Origin of the sequence: Alcanivorax limicola (genome assembly GCF_019931215.1) — a bacterium.
In the GTDB taxonomy this organism is placed as follows: domain Bacteria; phylum Pseudomonadota; class Gammaproteobacteria; order Pseudomonadales; family Alcanivoracaceae; genus Isoalcanivorax; species Isoalcanivorax limicola.
Genome location: NZ_JAIOUB010000001.1, coordinates 972059 through 987109, shown reverse-complemented (window position 1 = coordinate 987109; position 15051 = coordinate 972059). Strand labels below are relative to the sequence as shown.

Genomic DNA, 15051 nt, shown 5'->3' with positions numbered 1-15051 from the left:
GACGTACCATTGCCCGGCTTCGCCGCCATCATCTGTTGAGGAAGAGAGACATGAGCATCAAGTCAGACCGCTGGATTCGCCGCATGGCTGAAGGACAGGGAATGATCGAGCCGTTTGCGCCGCAGCTGATCCGACAGAACGAGCAGGGCGGCAAGATCATCTCCTATGGCACGTCCAGTTACGGCTATGACGTCCGCTGTGCCGATGAATTCAAGGTGTTCACCAACATCCACTCGGCCACGGTTGACCCCAAGGCGTTTGATGAAAAGAGCTTTGTGGATGTCCGGGGTGAGTATTGCATCATTCCTCCCAACTCCTTTGCCCTGGCGCGTACCGTCGAGTACTTCCGGATTCCGCGCAGCGTGCTGACGATCTGCCTGGGCAAGTCGACCTACGCGCGCTGCGGCATCATCGTCAACGTGACGCCGCTGGAGCCGGAGTGGGAAGGGCATGTGACCCTGGAATTTTCCAATACCACGACCTTGCCAGCGAAAATCTATGCCAACGAGGGTGTGGCGCAGATGTTGTTCCTGGAATCCGACGAGGTGTGCGAAACCTCCTACAAGGATCGCGGGGGCAAGTATATGGGGCAGCGCGGCGTGACCTTGCCGCGCACCTGAGCCGGCAGGCATTCAGGGCGTAAACGGCCCCTCATAGTCGACCAGGCGCAGCTCGCCGAACAGGGCGCGGGTTTCAACGTGGCGGGCGCGCACCAACAGGTAGTCCAGTTCCGGCGCCAGCCAGAATATGCTGCGCCGCACGCTGTCTGCGTCGCGGCTTTTCTCGATGCGGATGGTTTCCAGATCCCCCAGTGGCGTGCTCAGGGTTTCGCGACCTGCGACGGTGATGTGGTGGGTACGCAGACGGGTCCCGTAGGCACTGGTCAGGGCATAGTTTTCCTGCTCATCCTGCAACAGACAGCGCGCTGCCAGTAGCATGGTCAACTCGTCCATGGTGTCGTCGGCGATGTCGTAGGTCTCGATTTCCTCCTCGCCGCCGTCGCGACTGCTCACTGTCGTGACGGTGGGCGTATCCTCCCAGAAAAACTCCATGAAGTAATCGCGCTGGCGACGGAAGCCCTCGAACTGGTGCATGTAGTGCATGGTACGGGGGGCGCAGTCCTGCCAGCGAAAAATACTCAGCTCTGTATTCTGCATCAGGCGAGAATCGACGCTCAGCTGCATCCGATAGACGCCGTCCTGATCGCTCGCCTCCAGGACCAGTTCAGCGCGGATCGGTGTCGGGATGCGGCTGACATTGGCGCGATATTCTGCACGGAAAGGCTGCAACGGCTTTGATGCGGCCGGGGACAGGGCCTGTGATTCTGGTGTGGCAGTGGGAGCGTCACCTGCGAACAGGGCGCCGCTGAGCAGTAATGCGCTACCGCCGAAAAAACGTCCGACTCTGATGCCCATCTTTGATGCCTGTGCCGTTACCGGCTCCGCAAGACCATTTCATATTGCCCGTCGCCGTCATCCTGGACCATTTTTATCAGGGCGTAGTCGAGCTCCGGAGCAAACCATAGCAGGGTCTGTCGATCACTGTCATCGTCACGCACGCGGATGACGCGTACCGCGTCGAAGCGGCCCGCGGGCACGCGTACATTCTCCTCGCCGGTAGCCTGGTAGATCATGGTTTCACGACGACGCTCGCTGGCCACGTCAATGCTGATGTCGTCGCGCTCTCCGCGCATCAGCCGACACTGCAGGCCCAGCGTCTGGGACAGGATATCGGTGGTGGCATCATCAATATCGAATTCCTGTGCATCGCGGCCGTCACGGTGCGCTACCGCGATGTTGGTGTCGCGATCAATGTCCAGGTTGGCTTCGCGGGTGCGTCCCAGGCCGCGCCGGCGGTAGCTGTACGAGGTGCTTTGCGGCGTACAATCCTGCCAACTGAAACGGGTGGTTTCGCGAATGGAGCCGAGAATGTTGCGGGCGCGAATTTCCATCTTCCAGCCGTCCTCACCCTCACGCTCCAGCGTGCGATCGGCGGCAATCGAGAAGGGTACGCCGGAGCCGCTGAGGCCGTAGGTAAAGCTGAAGGCGCCGATGGGCGCGGCAGGGGTGGGTGATGGGGTGCCTGAACGGGTATCGGTTGCCTGCTCGCTGTCAGCGCTGGCGGGCGTCAGCGCCAGGGCACTGCTCAGCAGCGTCACGGCGATGCCATTGATAACCCTGGGCGGGAAGTATTTGGCCATCGAGTTCAACTCCGTCGTTAGTCAGCCGCAAGCGGCCTTCGGCGCGCCATGCGGCGACCTGTGGGTACAGCAGGTGTTCGCTGGCCTGTACGCGTTTCGACAGATCAGTTGCATTATCGTTCGCCAGAATCGGTATGCGCGCCTGGGCGATCAGCGGGCCGCCATCCAGCTCGTCGGTCACGAAGTGGATGGAGCAGCCATGTTCCGTATCCCCGGCGTCCAGCGCTCGCTGATGGGTATTGAGGCCCGGATAGCGGGGCAACAGGGACGGGTGAATGTTGATGAGTCGCCCGGCATGGTGCTGCACGAAGGCGGGCGTCAGGATGCGCATGAAGCCGGCCAGTATCACCGTATCCGGCGCACCCTGTTGGTCCAGCACCTCGGTCATGGCCTGATCGAAGGCCGCCCGGCTGTCATAATCGCGGTGATCCACGACCGCCGTGGCGATACCGTGCTGGCGGGCGCGGGCGAGGCCGCCGGCATCTGCCCGGTTTGACAGTACCAGTGTGATGTCAGCGCGCAGCTGACCCGCGCTGATGGCGTCAATGAGCGCCTGCAGGTTGCTGCCGTTACCACTGATCAGCACGGCAATGCGATGTGTCACGCCGGGCCGCCTTCGATGACCACGTCGGTGTCGCCGTCATGGCTGACGATGTCGCCCAACAGCCAGGCTTTTTCACCGCTGGATTCCAGCAGTGCCAGCGTCTGATCCACGGCCGATTCCGGCACCACCATGACCATGCCGACGCCGCAATTGAAGGTGCGATACATTTCTGCTGTGGCAACCTGGCCCTGCTCCTGGAGCCAGCTGAAGACGGCGGGCCATTCCCAGCTGCTGCCGTCGATGCGCGCGCGAACACCCTCCGGCAGTACGCGGGGCAGATTCTCCGGCAAACCGCCGCCGGTGATATGTGCCAGCGCATGGACCTCGCTCTGTGCCAGTACCTGAAGCAGGGACTTGACGTAGATACGGGTGGGCTCCAGCAGGGCATCCATCAAAGGCGTCTTGCCGACACGGGTATCGGCATCAAAATCAGCCTGTTCCAGGATGCGACGAATCAACGAGTAGCCATTGGAATGAGGGCCGGAGGAGGCCAGGCCGATCAACTTGTCACCGGCTTGTACCTTGCTGCCGTCGAGAATGCTGTCGCGCTCGACCACGCCGACGCAGAACCCTGCCAGATCGTAGTCTTCGCCCTCGTACATGCCGGGCATTTCGGCAGTCTCACCGCCTACCAGCGCGCAGCCGGCCAACTCACAGCCTGCGCCGATGCCGCTGATGACGCGGGTCGCCGTCGCCACGTCCAGCTTGCCGGTGGCGTAGTAATCGAGAAACATCAGCGGCTCGGCGCCGCCAACGATGAGATCGTTGACGCACATGGCGACCAGATCAATGCCCACGGTGTCATGACGGTCGTACTGCATCGCCAGACGCAGCTTGGTGCCAACGCCGTCGGTGCCAGCGACCAGGATCGGTTCGCGGTAGCCGGTGGGCAGCGCGCACAATGCCCCGAAGCCGCCCAGGCCGCCCAGCACTTCCGGTCGCCGGGTGCGTTTGGCGATGGGACCGATTTGCTTGATCAGTGCGTTGCCTGCGTCGATATCGACACCGGCATCGCGGTAACTGAGGGGGCGCTTCTTGTCTGACATGACGGACTCCGAATGGCGAGGGCGCATATTCTAGGGCCTGCCCGCACCATTGTCATCGGCCCTGTCGTGGGCAGGCCCTGTGCCTGTGACACAAGAAATCATGGGGAAAAGCGCGGTGCCTCGCTCCCCCGGGCGGAAATATGGATAATGAGCGCAAGCCAATCCGCACCACATCAACCGGATACTTCATGAGCAGATTGATCGTACCAACGAAGCGCCCGCGCCACAGTCGCCCGTCGAGAACGCCTTTCCTGGCGTCGGTTCTGGCCTCAGCGCTTGCGCTGGTGGTCGCACTGACCCCCGTAGTGACGATGGCCGAGTCAGGGGAGGGCATGGCAGAGGTCCGTCTCAACGCTGTCGAGGTGGCGGTGGCGGATCGCAGCACGGCTGCGCGCAATGCCGCGTTGCGCGAAGGGCTTGAGCAGATACTGGTGCGCATTACAGGGCAGCGCAGCCCCGGCAGCGTGCCGGGGGCGGAGGCATTGCTGTCTCAGCCCGGCACATGGGTAGAGCAATTCAGCTATAGCACGCGAGGCGACAACCTGCGCTTGCATGCCCGCTTTGATCTGCGCGGGATCAGCGAGCAATTGGCCAGCGCCGGGGCGCCAGTCTGGGGACGTTCGCGACCGACCGTGCTGGTCTGGGTGGCAGCTGATCGCGGTGACATCCTGTCGCGGGAGAGCAGCACGTCGCTTGCTGGCAGCCTGCAACGCCAGGCGGCGTTTCGGGGCCTGCCCCTGCGGTTGCCGGAGATGGACGCGGAAGACCGCAGCCGCATCAGTGCGGCGGACGTGCGGGGCCGCTTCGACCGGCAGATACAAAATGCCTCGCAGCGCTATGACGCGCCCCTGGTGGTGTCTGCGGTGTATTACTCCAGCGGCCGTCCCAGTATGCGCTGGCGTCTGCTGCAGGACGGGAACAGCTTGCGTGACGGGCAACTGGATGCGAGCAGCGAAGCAGACCTGGGCGACGCGCTGGTTGACGCGGTGGCAGACTACCTGGCCGAGCTTTACGCCGTCCGTGGGGGCGACGCCAGTGCGCTGGTCCTGCGTGTCGAAGGGTTGGAGCGCCTGCAGGCCTGGCATGAGGTGCAGCAGTTTGTTGCGCGGCAGTCCGGCGTGCGCGGTGTGACGTTGCAGCGCCTGGCTGGCAGTGCTGCGGAGATGCGGCTCGATTTCACGGGCGACCCGGCACAGCTGGAGCGCTTGCTCCGCCTGCACCAGCATCTTGGCGTATGCCGCGATGCCCCGCGGGAATTGCCGGAAGCGCAGACCGTGACACAGACGCTGCGTCTTTGCTGGCAGTCAGCCTGATGGATATACAGCTGCCGCTGGCCCTGCGCCTGCGGGATGGCGCAGATCTCGATAGCCTGCTGGGCGCCAGGCCGCTGGTGGCGGCCGTGCAGGCGCTGGTGAGCGGTGAACTGAATCAGCTGTATGTGCACGGCGACGTTGGCAGTGGCCGCACGCACCTGTTGAGTGCGGCGGTGCGCGAAGCCGAAAACCGAGGACTCACGGCCTGCCTGCTGCCCGGGGAAGAGCTCGGCCAGCTGCCCCCCGAGGTGCTGGAAGATTTCGAGCACTTTGCGCTGATCGCCATCGACAATATTGACGAATTGGCCGGCCAGCGCGCCTGGGAAGAAGCCCTGTTTCACTTGTATAACCGGTGCCAGGACACCGATGCTGCCTGCCTGTTCGCAGCGCGCTCGGCGCCCGCGTCAGCGGGTTTCGGGCTGGCGGATCTGTCCAGCCGGCTGGCGGCGGGGCCGGTGTACCGGTTGCCGGTGCTGGCGGAGGATGATCTTGTGGCACTTTTGTGCCAAAGGGCGACCCGTCGAGGGCTCTCACTCAATGCCGATGTGGCGGGATACATTGTCCTGCGTGGCGAACGCACGCCCGCAGCCCTGCTGGCGCTGCTGGATACGCTGGATGAGCACGCGCTGGTACGCCAGCGCCGCCTGACTATTCCCTTTGTCAAGGAAGTGCTGGGGTGGTAATTTAGCAAGCTATAACAAAAACGCTCGGCAAGAGTGCCAATAAGAATAAAACAGCGAGGCGATGATCTCGCCGGAGAACACTATGAGTTATCGCGGGTTACGACCCCTCCTGACGGGGTTGTTGCTTTGCTTGGGTTCCGGGGCAAATGCTGCACAGTTCATCATTACCACCACCGACGATGCCTCCCTCCCTGGCGAATGTTCCCTGCGTGATGCGTTTCACGCCATCACCCAACGTGAAGAGGTCAACGAGTGTCCTGCGGGTGCCGGCACGGATGTGATTCGTTTGACCGCCGGGGAAACCTACCACCTGGATAGCCAGCTGGTGCTGGGCGGTTTTATCCAGGAGATACCGGTCACGGACGGGGACGACAATCCGGTCTACGTCGATGGTTGTGACCCGGAAACAGCGCCCCCCGGAGATCCCTGCGTGCAGGAGGTGATCGAGCGTCCCATCAATCCCACCCTGCGTATCCAGGCCATGGCACCGGAGGATGTTGATTCGGATGAGGCGGACGAACTGGATGCCCCCGTCATCATTGCTGCACCCGGTGAGCGTGCGTTGTGGGTGCGCGGTGGCGCGACCCTGACCATTGATGGCATTACCGTACGTGGGTGCGAGCCCGCCGATCCGACGGAAAGCACCTGTGATGTCCCGGTCGCTGCAACGGCGGATACGCCGGAAGATGGCGGCCTGTTATTCGTGGACGGACGATTGGTGCTGCGCAACGGGGTACGCCTGGAGGGCGGCCATGCGCGGCACGGTGGCGCCCTGTTTGTGAACGGCAATGTGTCGGTCAATCTTCAGGACATCATCATCAGGGACAACCGTGCGACAGGTTACGGAGGCGCCATCGGCACCTCGGAGGATTTCGGTAACCTGCTGCAGATCAATCGCTTTTATATCGCGCATAACGCCGCCGAAGGGGTGGACGGCGGTGCGGGCGGGATAGCGATGCCGATCGCGTTGCGCAGCCCGCGCCTGGTGCTGCGTAATGGCACGCTGCATCGCAATACCTCGCTCAGCGGCGGCGCTGCGCTGCATGTGTGGCTGGCAGATATTGATGAGGATGAGGAAGAGTACGGCGAGCCGGCTTTCGGTTTCGGCAATATCACCGTGGTAGAAAACAGCAGTGCAGATCCTGCTGCCGGTGGCTTTTATATCGAACCGGTCGGTGAGAGTGATCTGCTGGTTAACAGCATGCTGGTAGCCAACATGCCGCGCGATTGCGCCGGTGCTGGCCTGGCGGCCAGCGCCGTTGATGGCATTACGGTTGCTTACACCGTCACCAGCGATGCGGACTGTCCACTGCCCGTGGCAGAGTTTCCCGGCAATGCGGGCTATTCCAACAGCGCCGATATTTCCGTGTTGCGTAACGCGGATGGTGCCTGTGGGCCGGGATGTGAACCCTTGATACCGGATACACCGTTTGCATTGCCCGGTTTCCTGCCGAATTTTGCCGCCAGTCCTGTTGCCAATGGTTTGCCTGCTGTGGTGGACGCCGGCAGTCCCATCACCAGTATCCAGTTCTCTTGTGAAGCGGAAGATCAGCGTGCCTTCAGGCGAGAGGATCGCTGTGATATCGGGGCCTACGAGTTCCGCAAGGCAGAGGGCGCCAATGACACCAGCAAACTGGTGATTGGTGAGGCGTCAGTCATTGATGTTATCGCCAATGATCTGCGTGACGCGACGGTGGATTGTGATCTGCTTGCGCCGGGTACGCCCTGTATCCAGGTCGTGCAGCCTTCGGGCCGGGGGGCGGTGATCGAGGCAGTGATAGAAGATGGTTACCCCACTCTGCGTTATACCTTCAATGGTCTGTATGACGGTTATGACTATTTTTCCTATCGCGTGAACCGGGATGCCATCGTCGGCGCGACGTTGGGTGACAACGATATCGGTGCGCGTGTCGCCATCGAGGCGCGTCCGGCGAGCGGCCTGACGAAAAGTCGCAATATCGATGATTTTGGTGGCGGCGGCCTGGTGTGGCTGCTGCTCGTCTGTGCCGGATACCTGCGGCGCGTCCGTGGCAGATCAGCGATACACGCAATGCTGGCTTTCGCCGCGCTGACGCTGTGCACCGGTGCACAGGCGGCAGAGATCCAGGTGACACACCCGGGTGACAGCGTGATCCTGCCGCCGCCGGTGGCGGGGCAGTGCAGTTTGCGTGAAGCGATAGACAGTGCTATCGACAAGGTGCCCAACAGCACCGGTTGCGCCAACGGCCAGACCGGCGAGGATCTGATTCTGTTACCGGAGGGCACCATTACGCTTGTCGCGCCACTGGCTGTCGGCTTGAGTAACCGCGTTATCATCCAGGGCGAAGGCCCAGACAAGACGGTTATCGATGCGGGCACATTGCACCGCATCATGGAGAACCGCAGCCGTGTCGTGTTTCGTGATCTGACGTTGCGGGGCGGCAACGCGGGTGCCCAGCCTGGCGGTGCGATCCTTGCGCATACCAGTCTGGTACTGGACAACGTGCGCATCGAAGACAGCCAGGCCAGCGCGGGCGGTGCTGTCTATCTGAATTTCAGCGCGGATGAGCGTCGCAGTGTTGTGATTCGCAACAGCGTGATGCTCAACAACCAGTCCTCAGGGCACGGCGGTGCTCTCGCCATGGTCGCGCAACAGGAAAGCCATGATATCGAGATCAGCAACAGCACGTTTGCCGGCAACAGCGCCGGTGATGCTGGCGGCGCACTGGATATTCGCGGCTTTGGTCAGCTGCGTATCGTCAACAGCACCTTCTTCGAGAACAACGCCACCCAGGGTGGTGCTGCGATAGACCTGAATGAAAACGCTGGTACGGTAAACATCATCAGCAGCACCTTCCTGGACAATGCTGGGCCTGCACAGCTCGATCTGGGCGTACTGCCTGACCCGGTGCTGGATATCAGCGTGGGCAATGTAACGCTTTCCAATAGTATCTACGCCGGTGCTTCCGCCCTCTGCGGTCTGGGTGACCGGCGCCTGCAACGCAGCAAGTACAATCTTTTTGCCGGAAGCATCGACGCCAGCTGTCTGACGGATACCAGTAACAACATGGAAGAAAACGACACGGCACCGTTGGCAGACATTCGTGCGGCGCTGAATGCTGGCGTGCTTGCAGTGCCGGATGAACTGGCAGGCGATGACTGGTTTCTGCCGCACTTGCCGGTAACAGACGGCAGCTATGCACCGATCATCGAGGCGGGCAATCCTGCGGCCCTGGTCAACGGGCTGGGTTCGGCGGACGTCTGTCGTGTTACGGATTTGCGCGGTGCGTCGCGCGCCTCCGGCGGCCGTTGTGACCGGGGCGCTTTCGAGTTCCAGCGCCCCACGGCAATTGATGATGTGGGCAACAATAACAATCGCTTCACGCGCTCCGTGCGGCTTGATGTAGTGGCCAACGACATAGCAGGCGAGGCGGACATGGGGTTCCGGCGCGGCACCCTGACGTTGCTTTCCGGTGACGGTGAGGATGTGGCGGAGACCACCGGTGAAGTATTTGTCCGTCAGCGTCGGCGTGATCCGGACAATACCGATGAGCCAGTGCTGCAATACGACGACGTAGTTCAGCAACTTCCGAACGGCGAAGAGTTCGTCCATGCCCTGGATGATATCCATAACGCAGATTTCGAGTGTGGCATCGGTCAGAACATCGACGACCAGGACAGCATCAATAATCTCGGCGCTGATCCGGCGGATCATCTGGACGATGATTGCATTGTCGTCTATCGCTTCCGCCAGCCTTCGCCGATGGTGACCTGCGGTGATTTGCCGTTCAAGGATCGTTTCCGCTACAGCGTCGATGTAGACCGCTTCGACACGGTGGTGGACCCCGTCACTGAAGAAGAGGAACGAGTCTGGGACGAAACGCCGACCACCATCACGGGTATCGCCGAGGTGACGATCGTCAATGTGCCACCGATAGTGCCTCGACGCGCGATCGAGCGTCGCATTTCCCCGGGTGGCGAAGTCACCATTCATCTGCTGGATGAAGGGGTGCGGGAGTCAGACTTCCGCATTGTTGCCCTGCGCCTGAATGAAAACCGCCGCCCGCTGTTCGCCCGGCGTGCTCTGGATAACAGTATCGAAGGGACCGGCGTGATCTTCGACCTGGAGAACTTCACGGTGACCTATCGCCATGGCGATGATACCAAACGCTTCACCGACAGCTTCGATGTGGATCTGGAGGATGAATGTGGTGACAAGTCCCGGCTCAGGATCAGTATCACCTTCCCCCAGCAGAACGCATCCGGGGGCGAGATGATCGGGGCGGGCGGCGGCTTGCTGCTGCTTGCCAGCCTGCTGCTGATGCGCCGTCGTGCAGGGCGGCGCGTAGCTCAGTAATAGGGTTTGCGTTTCGCCATGCCGCCGCGTTTTTGATGACGCCGCCGGCGCAGGCTCTCCCAGAGCAGTGCGCCGACGGCCATGGCGGCCAGCAGCAGTAGCAGCTTGGGCACGGCCGGCAACTGCCAGAACAGGAGGTTCACGGAGGTGGGCTCCATGTTCTGCAGCACGATGATGACCACCAGCACGACCCCCAGAATCTTGAGTGCCGTTGCAGGATTGTTCCGCAGCCATCGCGTTGCGCGCTGCCACTGCCCCCGCCAGCCTGATGCCATGCCAATACTCCTTTCCGGTGACTGTTTTCCGGTGACTGTACCCTGGTCGTATGCAGTAAATTTGCCGACCTGCGTATAATGGTGCCACATACATCGGTAAAACGTTACAGGAGCGCATATGAACACCTCTTCCGGTTGGGACCTGGTAGTAATAGGCAGTGGTCCAGCAGGGGAGGCGGCAGCAATGCGAGCCGCGAAAAGTGGTATGCGGGTTGCCATGATCGAGGATCAGCAGCAGGTCGGGGGCAGCTGCACGCACCTGGGCACCATTCCCTCCAAGGCACTGCGCCATCAGGTACGTCAGGTCATTCGCCACCAGCGCAACCCGCTGCTGCAGGGCGTCTCGGCGGTGCCGGATGTGGGCTGGCCAGATCTGGTCAACAAGATCAGCGATGTCATCGGTGCGCAGGTGCGGGTGCGCTCAGGCGCCTATTTTCGCAATCGCGTACAGCTGTTCAATGGCCGTGGCCGCCTTGCCGGTGAAGGCCGGGTGCAGGTAGAAGACGAGCAAGAACGTGAATGGGTGCTGGAAACCCGCCACGTCATCCTGGCGACTGGCTCGCGCCCTTACCGACCCGACGATGTGGATTTCAACCATCCTCGCATTTACGACAGCGATACCATTCTGAATATGGCGCACACGCCGCGGAATCTGATCATCTACGGTGCGGGCGTGATCGGTTGCGAGTACGCGAGCCTGTTCACCGGGCTCGGCATGCGCATCGATCTGGTGAATAACCGGGAGCACCTGCTCGATTTCCTGGATGCCGAGATCTCCGACGCGCTCAGTTATCACTTGCGTGAGCAGGGTTGCACCATCCGTCACGGTGAGGAATATCAGTCGGTACAGGCAGATGATGAGGGGGTGACGCTGATCCTGCAGTCAGGGAAGCGTCTGCGCGCGGATGCCTTGTTATGGTCGAATGGCCGCAGCGGCAACTCGGGGCAGCTCGGGCTGGAAACCGTGGGGCTGGAACCTAACGCGCGAGGTCAGCTGCAGGTCGATGAGCAGTATCAGACACAGGTGCCGGGCATCTATGCGGTCGGTGACCTGATTGGTTGGCCCTCACTGGCCAGCGCGTCTTACGACCAGGGGCGCTTCTGTGCGGCGGCGCTGTGTGGCGAGCCGGCGCGCCATGTGGGCAATGTGCCTACCGGGATCTACACCATTCCGGGCATCAGCTCCGTCGGGCGCACCGAACACGAACTGACCGAAGCGCGGGTGCCCTACGAAGTGGGCCAGGCGTTTTTCAAGAACCTGGCCCGGGCCCAGATTACCGGCGAGAAAGCAGGCATGCTCAAGCTGCTGTTTCATCGCGACACGCTGGAGCTGCTGGGCATTCACTGCTTTGGTTACCAGGCCACCGAAATCGTGCATGTGGGGCAGGCCATCATGGCGCAGCCATCGCCCAACAACACCATCAACTATTTCGTGGAAACCACGTTCAACTATCCGACCATGGCAGAAGCCTATCGGGTCGCCGCCATCAACGGGCTGAACCGCCTGCGCCGCTGAAGCCCGCTCTGGCCGGGGTCAGGTCTTGCGCTGCGCACGGCTGCGCTCAGCGTACACCTCCCGGGTCTTGAGGCTGGCCTCGGAGGATTTGCGCAGCAGCACATAGGTTGCGCCGGTGCCACCATGGGCCGGTTTCGCCGAATGGAAGGCCAGCACCAGATCGAATTCCTCGAGCCAGTGCAGGGTGTGGCTTTTCATGCGCGCAGGCGTTTCGCTGTGCAAACCCTTGCCATGGGTAATCATTACGGTTCTGAGACCCGCTTCGTGGGCATGCCGCAGGAAGTCGTAGACCTGTGTCCGTGCGTCCCGCAGTAATACCCGATGCAGATCAAGCCGCGCCTGGATCTCATACTTGCCCAGTCGCAGTTTGCGGTAGACCCCCTCCTGAACCCCGTTTTTCTTCAGCCCGACGATATCGTGGGCACCGACCTGCGGGACCTGCTCTGGCAGCGTCAACGGGTTCGGGTCCAGACGTCTGGCGTGCTGGGCGGCATCGCGACGGGCTTGCTGGCTCAATGTCGGCGCGGGCCTGCCTTCGGGGCGGATGCGATCGCTGGGGCCGATAGGGCGTACGTCTCCCAGTTCGCTGTGAAAGAGATCCAGGTCTTTGTCCGTCATGGCCATTACCTGCTGGTATGGTGTCTGTTGTGTCTGACTTGAATAGTACCCAATGCAGGCGGAAACTGGGACCTCAAAGGTCGTTTCAGGCCAGCTTCCCGCGGGAGGTCGTCATGCACCAACGTCCGCAGCAAGGTTCACACCAACGTCAGCATCGTGATCATCTGAAAATCAATGTCCGCGTTCAGGACGCTACCAGCGGCCGCAATCTCGGCCATCTGGTGGATATTTCCATGCGCGGGTTTTGCATCTCGGGGGTAGAGCCCGTTTGCGGCGACAGCCCCGCACACTTGCGCTTTATCCTGCCCTGGACCCTGGCCGGGCGGCGTGAAGTGGCGGTGGATGCCGTATTGCGCTGGGAGCGCAGTGTGTCGCAGCGCCGCCATGCCGGCTATCAGATCCGGCATTGCGACAAGTCGGCAGAGGCGGTGCTGGATGCGCTGGCCGCGCGATTTTCAGCGTAGGGATACGATGGCAGGACGGGCGCTTGTGTGATCTGCAGGCAACAGCGAAACCTGCCGGGCCGCGCAGGGGCGGCGCCCGGTGGTAAGACAACTCCCGGCGAAGCCCTGAATCAGGCGTCGTGATCCCGGTGCGAGTGGCGGTCCGGCTTTGGTGCTGCCGGTGCATCCTGAGCACGCTTGCGCAGATGCGCTTCGCGACGCTGCTTGTGCCGTTCCTCGCGGGCGTGGTGCTCTTGCCATTCGTCCTGTTCGTAATCGTCGAATTGACGGCGTCCCATAACCAGTCTGACTCTTGCGTTGTCCGGTAATTTGCCTTGCTGAACACACGGCAGTGGCGCCCGGCGGGCGCCACAACTCCTTTTGTAATCGCTTTTTCTGCACTTGTCATCGGTTTTACATCACCGACCGGCGAGTGGCGCTTCCGTCGACACCCGAATATGCCACAATAGCGGCCACATTGAATGCCTTGCATGGGCAGGTTGGCAGCAGTATTGCGAGGCTGACCGGGCAGTGAAAAACCGGCAAAAGGAGGACTGGGTTGGGGGTGATGGAGTACATCTGGGCCGGGCTTGAACCGCTGGGACGCCAGCTTTACGACTACTGGCCCGGTCTGGTGGCGTTCAGCAGTCTGGTTGTCGCGGTGCTGGCGATGTCGCACGCCGTGATGCACAAGCGCGATGCGCGTGCCGCTGCCGCATGGACCGGGCTGATCTGGCTGTTACCGTTGATCGGCGCCGTGCTCTACCTGCTGCTGGGCGTGAACCGCATCCAGCGCCGCGCCCGACAGATTGCGCCCGACAGTCTCACGGACACACCGGATCAGATGCCGGTTGTGCAGCCTCGGCCCAGAGCCAGCCACCTGCATACCCTCGCGGAGCTGTCCGGTCGGCTGACCGGGTTACCCCTGCTGAATGGCAATGCGCTGGATGTCATGGATGCCCCCGACGCGCTGGCGGCCATGACCGCGGCCATCGACGAGGCCAGCGACTCGATTTTTCTGGTGACTTATATCTTCGGCAATGACGCTGCCGGGCGCCCTCTGGTGGATGCCCTGGCTGCCGCTGCAAAGCGCGGTGTGCAGGTGCGGGTGCTGATTGATGGTATGGGCGCGCTGTATACCTTCCCGTCCATCGTGCGCCGGCTGCGCCGGCGTGGCGTTATCGTGGAGCGTTTCCTCTACTCCCTCGCGCCATGGCGAATGCCCTATATGAACCTGCGCAATCACCGCAAGGTCATGATTGTTGACCGGCGTATCGGCTTCACCGGTGGCATGAATCTGCGCGCGGGTTATGTCCAGCAGCCGCCAGATATTCGTGACCTGCATGCGCGCATCGAGGGGCCCGTGGTCGAGCATCTGCTGCGCAGCTTCGCAGCGGACTGGTATTTCACCTGCCGCGAACACCTCAACCAGGAATATGTGGGCACGCTGGACGCGGGCCCGATACTGGCACGGGGGATCAGCGCCGGGCCGGATGCGGATCTGGGTAAACGGCGATTGACGCTGCTTGCCGCCATTGGCAGTGCCCAGTATGAAGTGCGCATCATGACACCCTATTTCGTGCCGGATCAGACCTTGCTGACCGCACTGCAGCTGGCCTGCATGCGTGGTGTGCGTGTGACACTGATACTACCCGGCCGCAACAACCTGCGGCTGGTGCACTGGGCATCGCTGCACATGCTGCCCTGGCTGGTCAACGACGGTTGTGAACTCTACTTCTCCGGCGAGCCGTTTGACCACAGCAAGGTGATGACGGTGGATGGTCACTGGGCCTTGCTGGGCTCCGGTAACTGGGATGCCAGGAGTTTGCGCCTGAATTTCGAATTCGACCTTGAATGCTACGATGAGGCATTGGTGGCAATGCTCAATCGCCGGATGGACATGCGCCGGGCCAATGCCCGCCGGGTGAGTCTGGATGACATGCATAGCCAGCCTTACCTGAAGCGGCTGCGTAACGGCGTGGCCTATGTGCTGGAGCCATATCTCTAGGAGTGAGCA

The 15051-nt window shown here is 61.8% G+C and carries 14 protein-coding genes; 7 read left to right on the top strand and 7 right to left on the bottom strand.

All coding sequences use genetic code 11. The features are described 5' to 3' along the window. Nucleotides 1-50 precede the first annotated feature (50 nt). Entirely contained in the window at nt 51-620 is a 570-nt protein-coding gene (gene dcd / locus K8B33_RS04335) for a dCTP deaminase (protein ID WP_223423720.1), read from the top strand. Between the two features lie 12 nt (nt 621-632). Here the strand turns inward: dcd and K8B33_RS04330 are convergent, their stop codons facing one another. From K8B33_RS04330 to purM, 4 genes are read right to left on the bottom strand one after another with little or no spacing between them, the layout of a single operon-like run. Continuing rightward, nucleotides 633-1415, bottom strand: coding sequence for a DUF3108 domain-containing protein (locus K8B33_RS04330; RefSeq protein ID WP_223423718.1), 783 nt, complete (start codon nt 1413-1415; stop codon nt 633-635). Between the two features lie 17 nt (nt 1416-1432). Beyond that, on the bottom strand, nt 1433-2200 hold the full coding sequence (locus tag K8B33_RS04325) for a DUF3108 domain-containing protein (RefSeq protein ID WP_223423715.1): 768 nt from the start codon (nt 2198-2200) through the stop codon (nt 1433-1435). Beyond that, a complete protein-coding gene (gene purN, locus K8B33_RS04320; protein ID WP_223423713.1) occupies nt 2112-2804 on the bottom strand; it encodes a phosphoribosylglycinamide formyltransferase in 693 nt (230 codons plus the stop codon). The genes K8B33_RS04325 and purN overlap by 89 nt, the downstream gene beginning before the upstream one ends. Continuing rightward, nucleotides 2801-3850 carry a phosphoribosylformylglycinamidine cyclo-ligase gene (purM, locus tag K8B33_RS04315; RefSeq protein WP_223423711.1) on the bottom strand — a complete coding sequence of 350 codons (1050 nt, stop codon included), beginning with the start codon at nt 3848-3850 and terminating at the stop codon, nt 2801-2803. The genes purN and purM overlap by 4 nt, the downstream gene beginning before the upstream one ends. 188 nt (nt 3851-4038) lie before the next feature. Between purM and K8B33_RS04310 the strand changes: the two genes are divergently transcribed. The 3 genes from K8B33_RS04310 to K8B33_RS04300 all read left to right on the top strand — a co-directional run bounded on the left by K8B33_RS04310 (nt 4039) and on the right by K8B33_RS04300 (nt 10182). After that, nucleotides 4039-5163 carry a DUF2066 domain-containing protein gene (locus K8B33_RS04310; protein WP_223423709.1) on the top strand — a complete coding sequence of 375 codons (1125 nt, stop codon included), beginning with the start codon at nt 4039-4041 and terminating at the stop codon, nt 5161-5163. Continuing rightward, nucleotides 5163-5846 (top strand): DnaA regulatory inactivator Hda, encoded by a 684-nt coding sequence (gene hda, locus K8B33_RS04305; RefSeq protein ID WP_223423707.1) that lies wholly within the window; start codon nt 5163-5165, stop codon nt 5844-5846. Before K8B33_RS04310 ends, hda begins: the two co-directional genes overlap by 1 nt. A gap of 82 nt (nt 5847-5928) precedes the next feature. Continuing rightward, nucleotides 5929-10182: a choice-of-anchor Q domain-containing protein gene (locus K8B33_RS04300; protein ID WP_223423704.1), complete on the top strand. Its 4254-nt coding sequence runs from the start codon at nt 5929-5931 to the stop codon at nt 10180-10182. Here K8B33_RS04300 and K8B33_RS04295 read toward each other — a convergent pair. Continuing rightward, nucleotides 10176-10457 (bottom strand): hypothetical protein, encoded by a 282-nt coding sequence (locus K8B33_RS04295; protein WP_223423702.1) that lies wholly within the window; start codon nt 10455-10457, stop codon nt 10176-10178. The two genes, K8B33_RS04300 and K8B33_RS04295, sit on opposite strands and share 7 nt — an antisense overlap. A 118-nt stretch (nt 10458-10575) precedes the next feature. Here K8B33_RS04295 and sthA point away from each other — a divergent pair, with 118 nt between their 5' ends. Beyond that, nucleotides 10576-11973 (top strand): Si-specific NAD(P)(+) transhydrogenase, encoded by a 1398-nt coding sequence (gene sthA / locus K8B33_RS04290; protein WP_223423700.1) that lies wholly within the window; start codon nt 10576-10578, stop codon nt 11971-11973. Between the two features lie 18 nt (nt 11974-11991). Here sthA and smrA read toward each other — a convergent pair whose 3' ends face one another. Beyond that, nucleotides 11992-12591, bottom strand: coding sequence for a DNA endonuclease SmrA (gene smrA / locus K8B33_RS04285; protein ID WP_223423697.1), 600 nt, complete (start codon nt 12589-12591; stop codon nt 11992-11994). 113 nt (nt 12592-12704) lie between these two features. Between smrA and K8B33_RS04280 the strand changes: the two genes are divergently transcribed. Beyond that, on the top strand, nt 12705-13055 hold the full coding sequence (locus K8B33_RS04280) for a hypothetical protein (protein ID WP_223423695.1): 351 nt from the start codon (nt 12705-12707) through the stop codon (nt 13053-13055). Nucleotides 13056-13165: 110 nt separating this feature from the next. Here the strand turns inward: K8B33_RS04280 and K8B33_RS04275 are convergent, their stop codons facing one another. Then, the gene (locus K8B33_RS04275) at nt 13166-13333 is read right to left on the bottom strand and encodes a hypothetical protein (protein WP_223423692.1); all 168 of its coding nucleotides are present in this window, start codon (nt 13331-13333) and stop codon (nt 13166-13168) included. A gap of 269 nt (nt 13334-13602) precedes the next feature. On the opposite strand from K8B33_RS04275, the gene K8B33_RS04270 reads away from it, so the two are divergent. Next, on the top strand, nt 13603-15042 hold the full coding sequence (locus K8B33_RS04270; RefSeq protein WP_223423690.1) for a phospholipase D-like domain-containing protein: 1440 nt from the start codon (nt 13603-13605) through the stop codon (nt 15040-15042). Nucleotides 15043-15051 lie beyond the last annotated feature (9 nt).

Excerpts from the sequence above, each read along its gene's own strand:
- dcd (WP_223423720.1), top strand. The coding sequence starts at position 51 with ATGAGCATCAAGTCAGACCGCTGGATTCGCCGCATGGCTGAAGGACAG.
- K8B33_RS04330 (WP_223423718.1), bottom strand. The coding sequence starts at position 1,415 with ATGGGCATCAGAGTCGGACGTTTTTTCGGCGGTAGCGCATTACTGCTC.
- K8B33_RS04325 (WP_223423715.1), bottom strand. The coding sequence starts at position 2,200 with ATGGCCAAATACTTCCCGCCCAGGGTTATCAATGGCATCGCCGTGACG.
- purM (WP_223423711.1), bottom strand. The coding sequence starts at position 3,850 with ATGTCAGACAAGAAGCGCCCCCTCAGTTACCGCGATGCCGGTGTCGAT.
- K8B33_RS04310 (WP_223423709.1), top strand. The coding sequence starts at position 4,039 with ATGAGCAGATTGATCGTACCAACGAAGCGCCCGCGCCACAGTCGCCCG.
- hda (WP_223423707.1), top strand. The coding sequence starts at position 5,163 with ATGGATATACAGCTGCCGCTGGCCCTGCGCCTGCGGGATGGCGCAGAT.
- K8B33_RS04300 (WP_223423704.1), top strand. The coding sequence starts at position 5,929 with ATGAGTTATCGCGGGTTACGACCCCTCCTGACGGGGTTGTTGCTTTGC.
- K8B33_RS04295 (WP_223423702.1), bottom strand. The coding sequence starts at position 10,457 with ATGGCATCAGGCTGGCGGGGGCAGTGGCAGCGCGCAACGCGATGGCTG.
- sthA (WP_223423700.1), top strand. The coding sequence starts at position 10,576 with ATGAACACCTCTTCCGGTTGGGACCTGGTAGTAATAGGCAGTGGTCCA.
- smrA (WP_223423697.1), bottom strand. The coding sequence starts at position 12,591 with ATGACGGACAAAGACCTGGATCTCTTTCACAGCGAACTGGGAGACGTA.
- K8B33_RS04280 (WP_223423695.1), top strand. The coding sequence starts at position 12,705 with ATGCACCAACGTCCGCAGCAAGGTTCACACCAACGTCAGCATCGTGAT.
- K8B33_RS04275 (WP_223423692.1), bottom strand. The coding sequence starts at position 13,333 with ATGGGACGCCGTCAATTCGACGATTACGAACAGGACGAATGGCAAGAG.
- K8B33_RS04270 (WP_223423690.1), top strand. The coding sequence starts at position 13,603 with ATGGAGTACATCTGGGCCGGGCTTGAACCGCTGGGACGCCAGCTTTAC.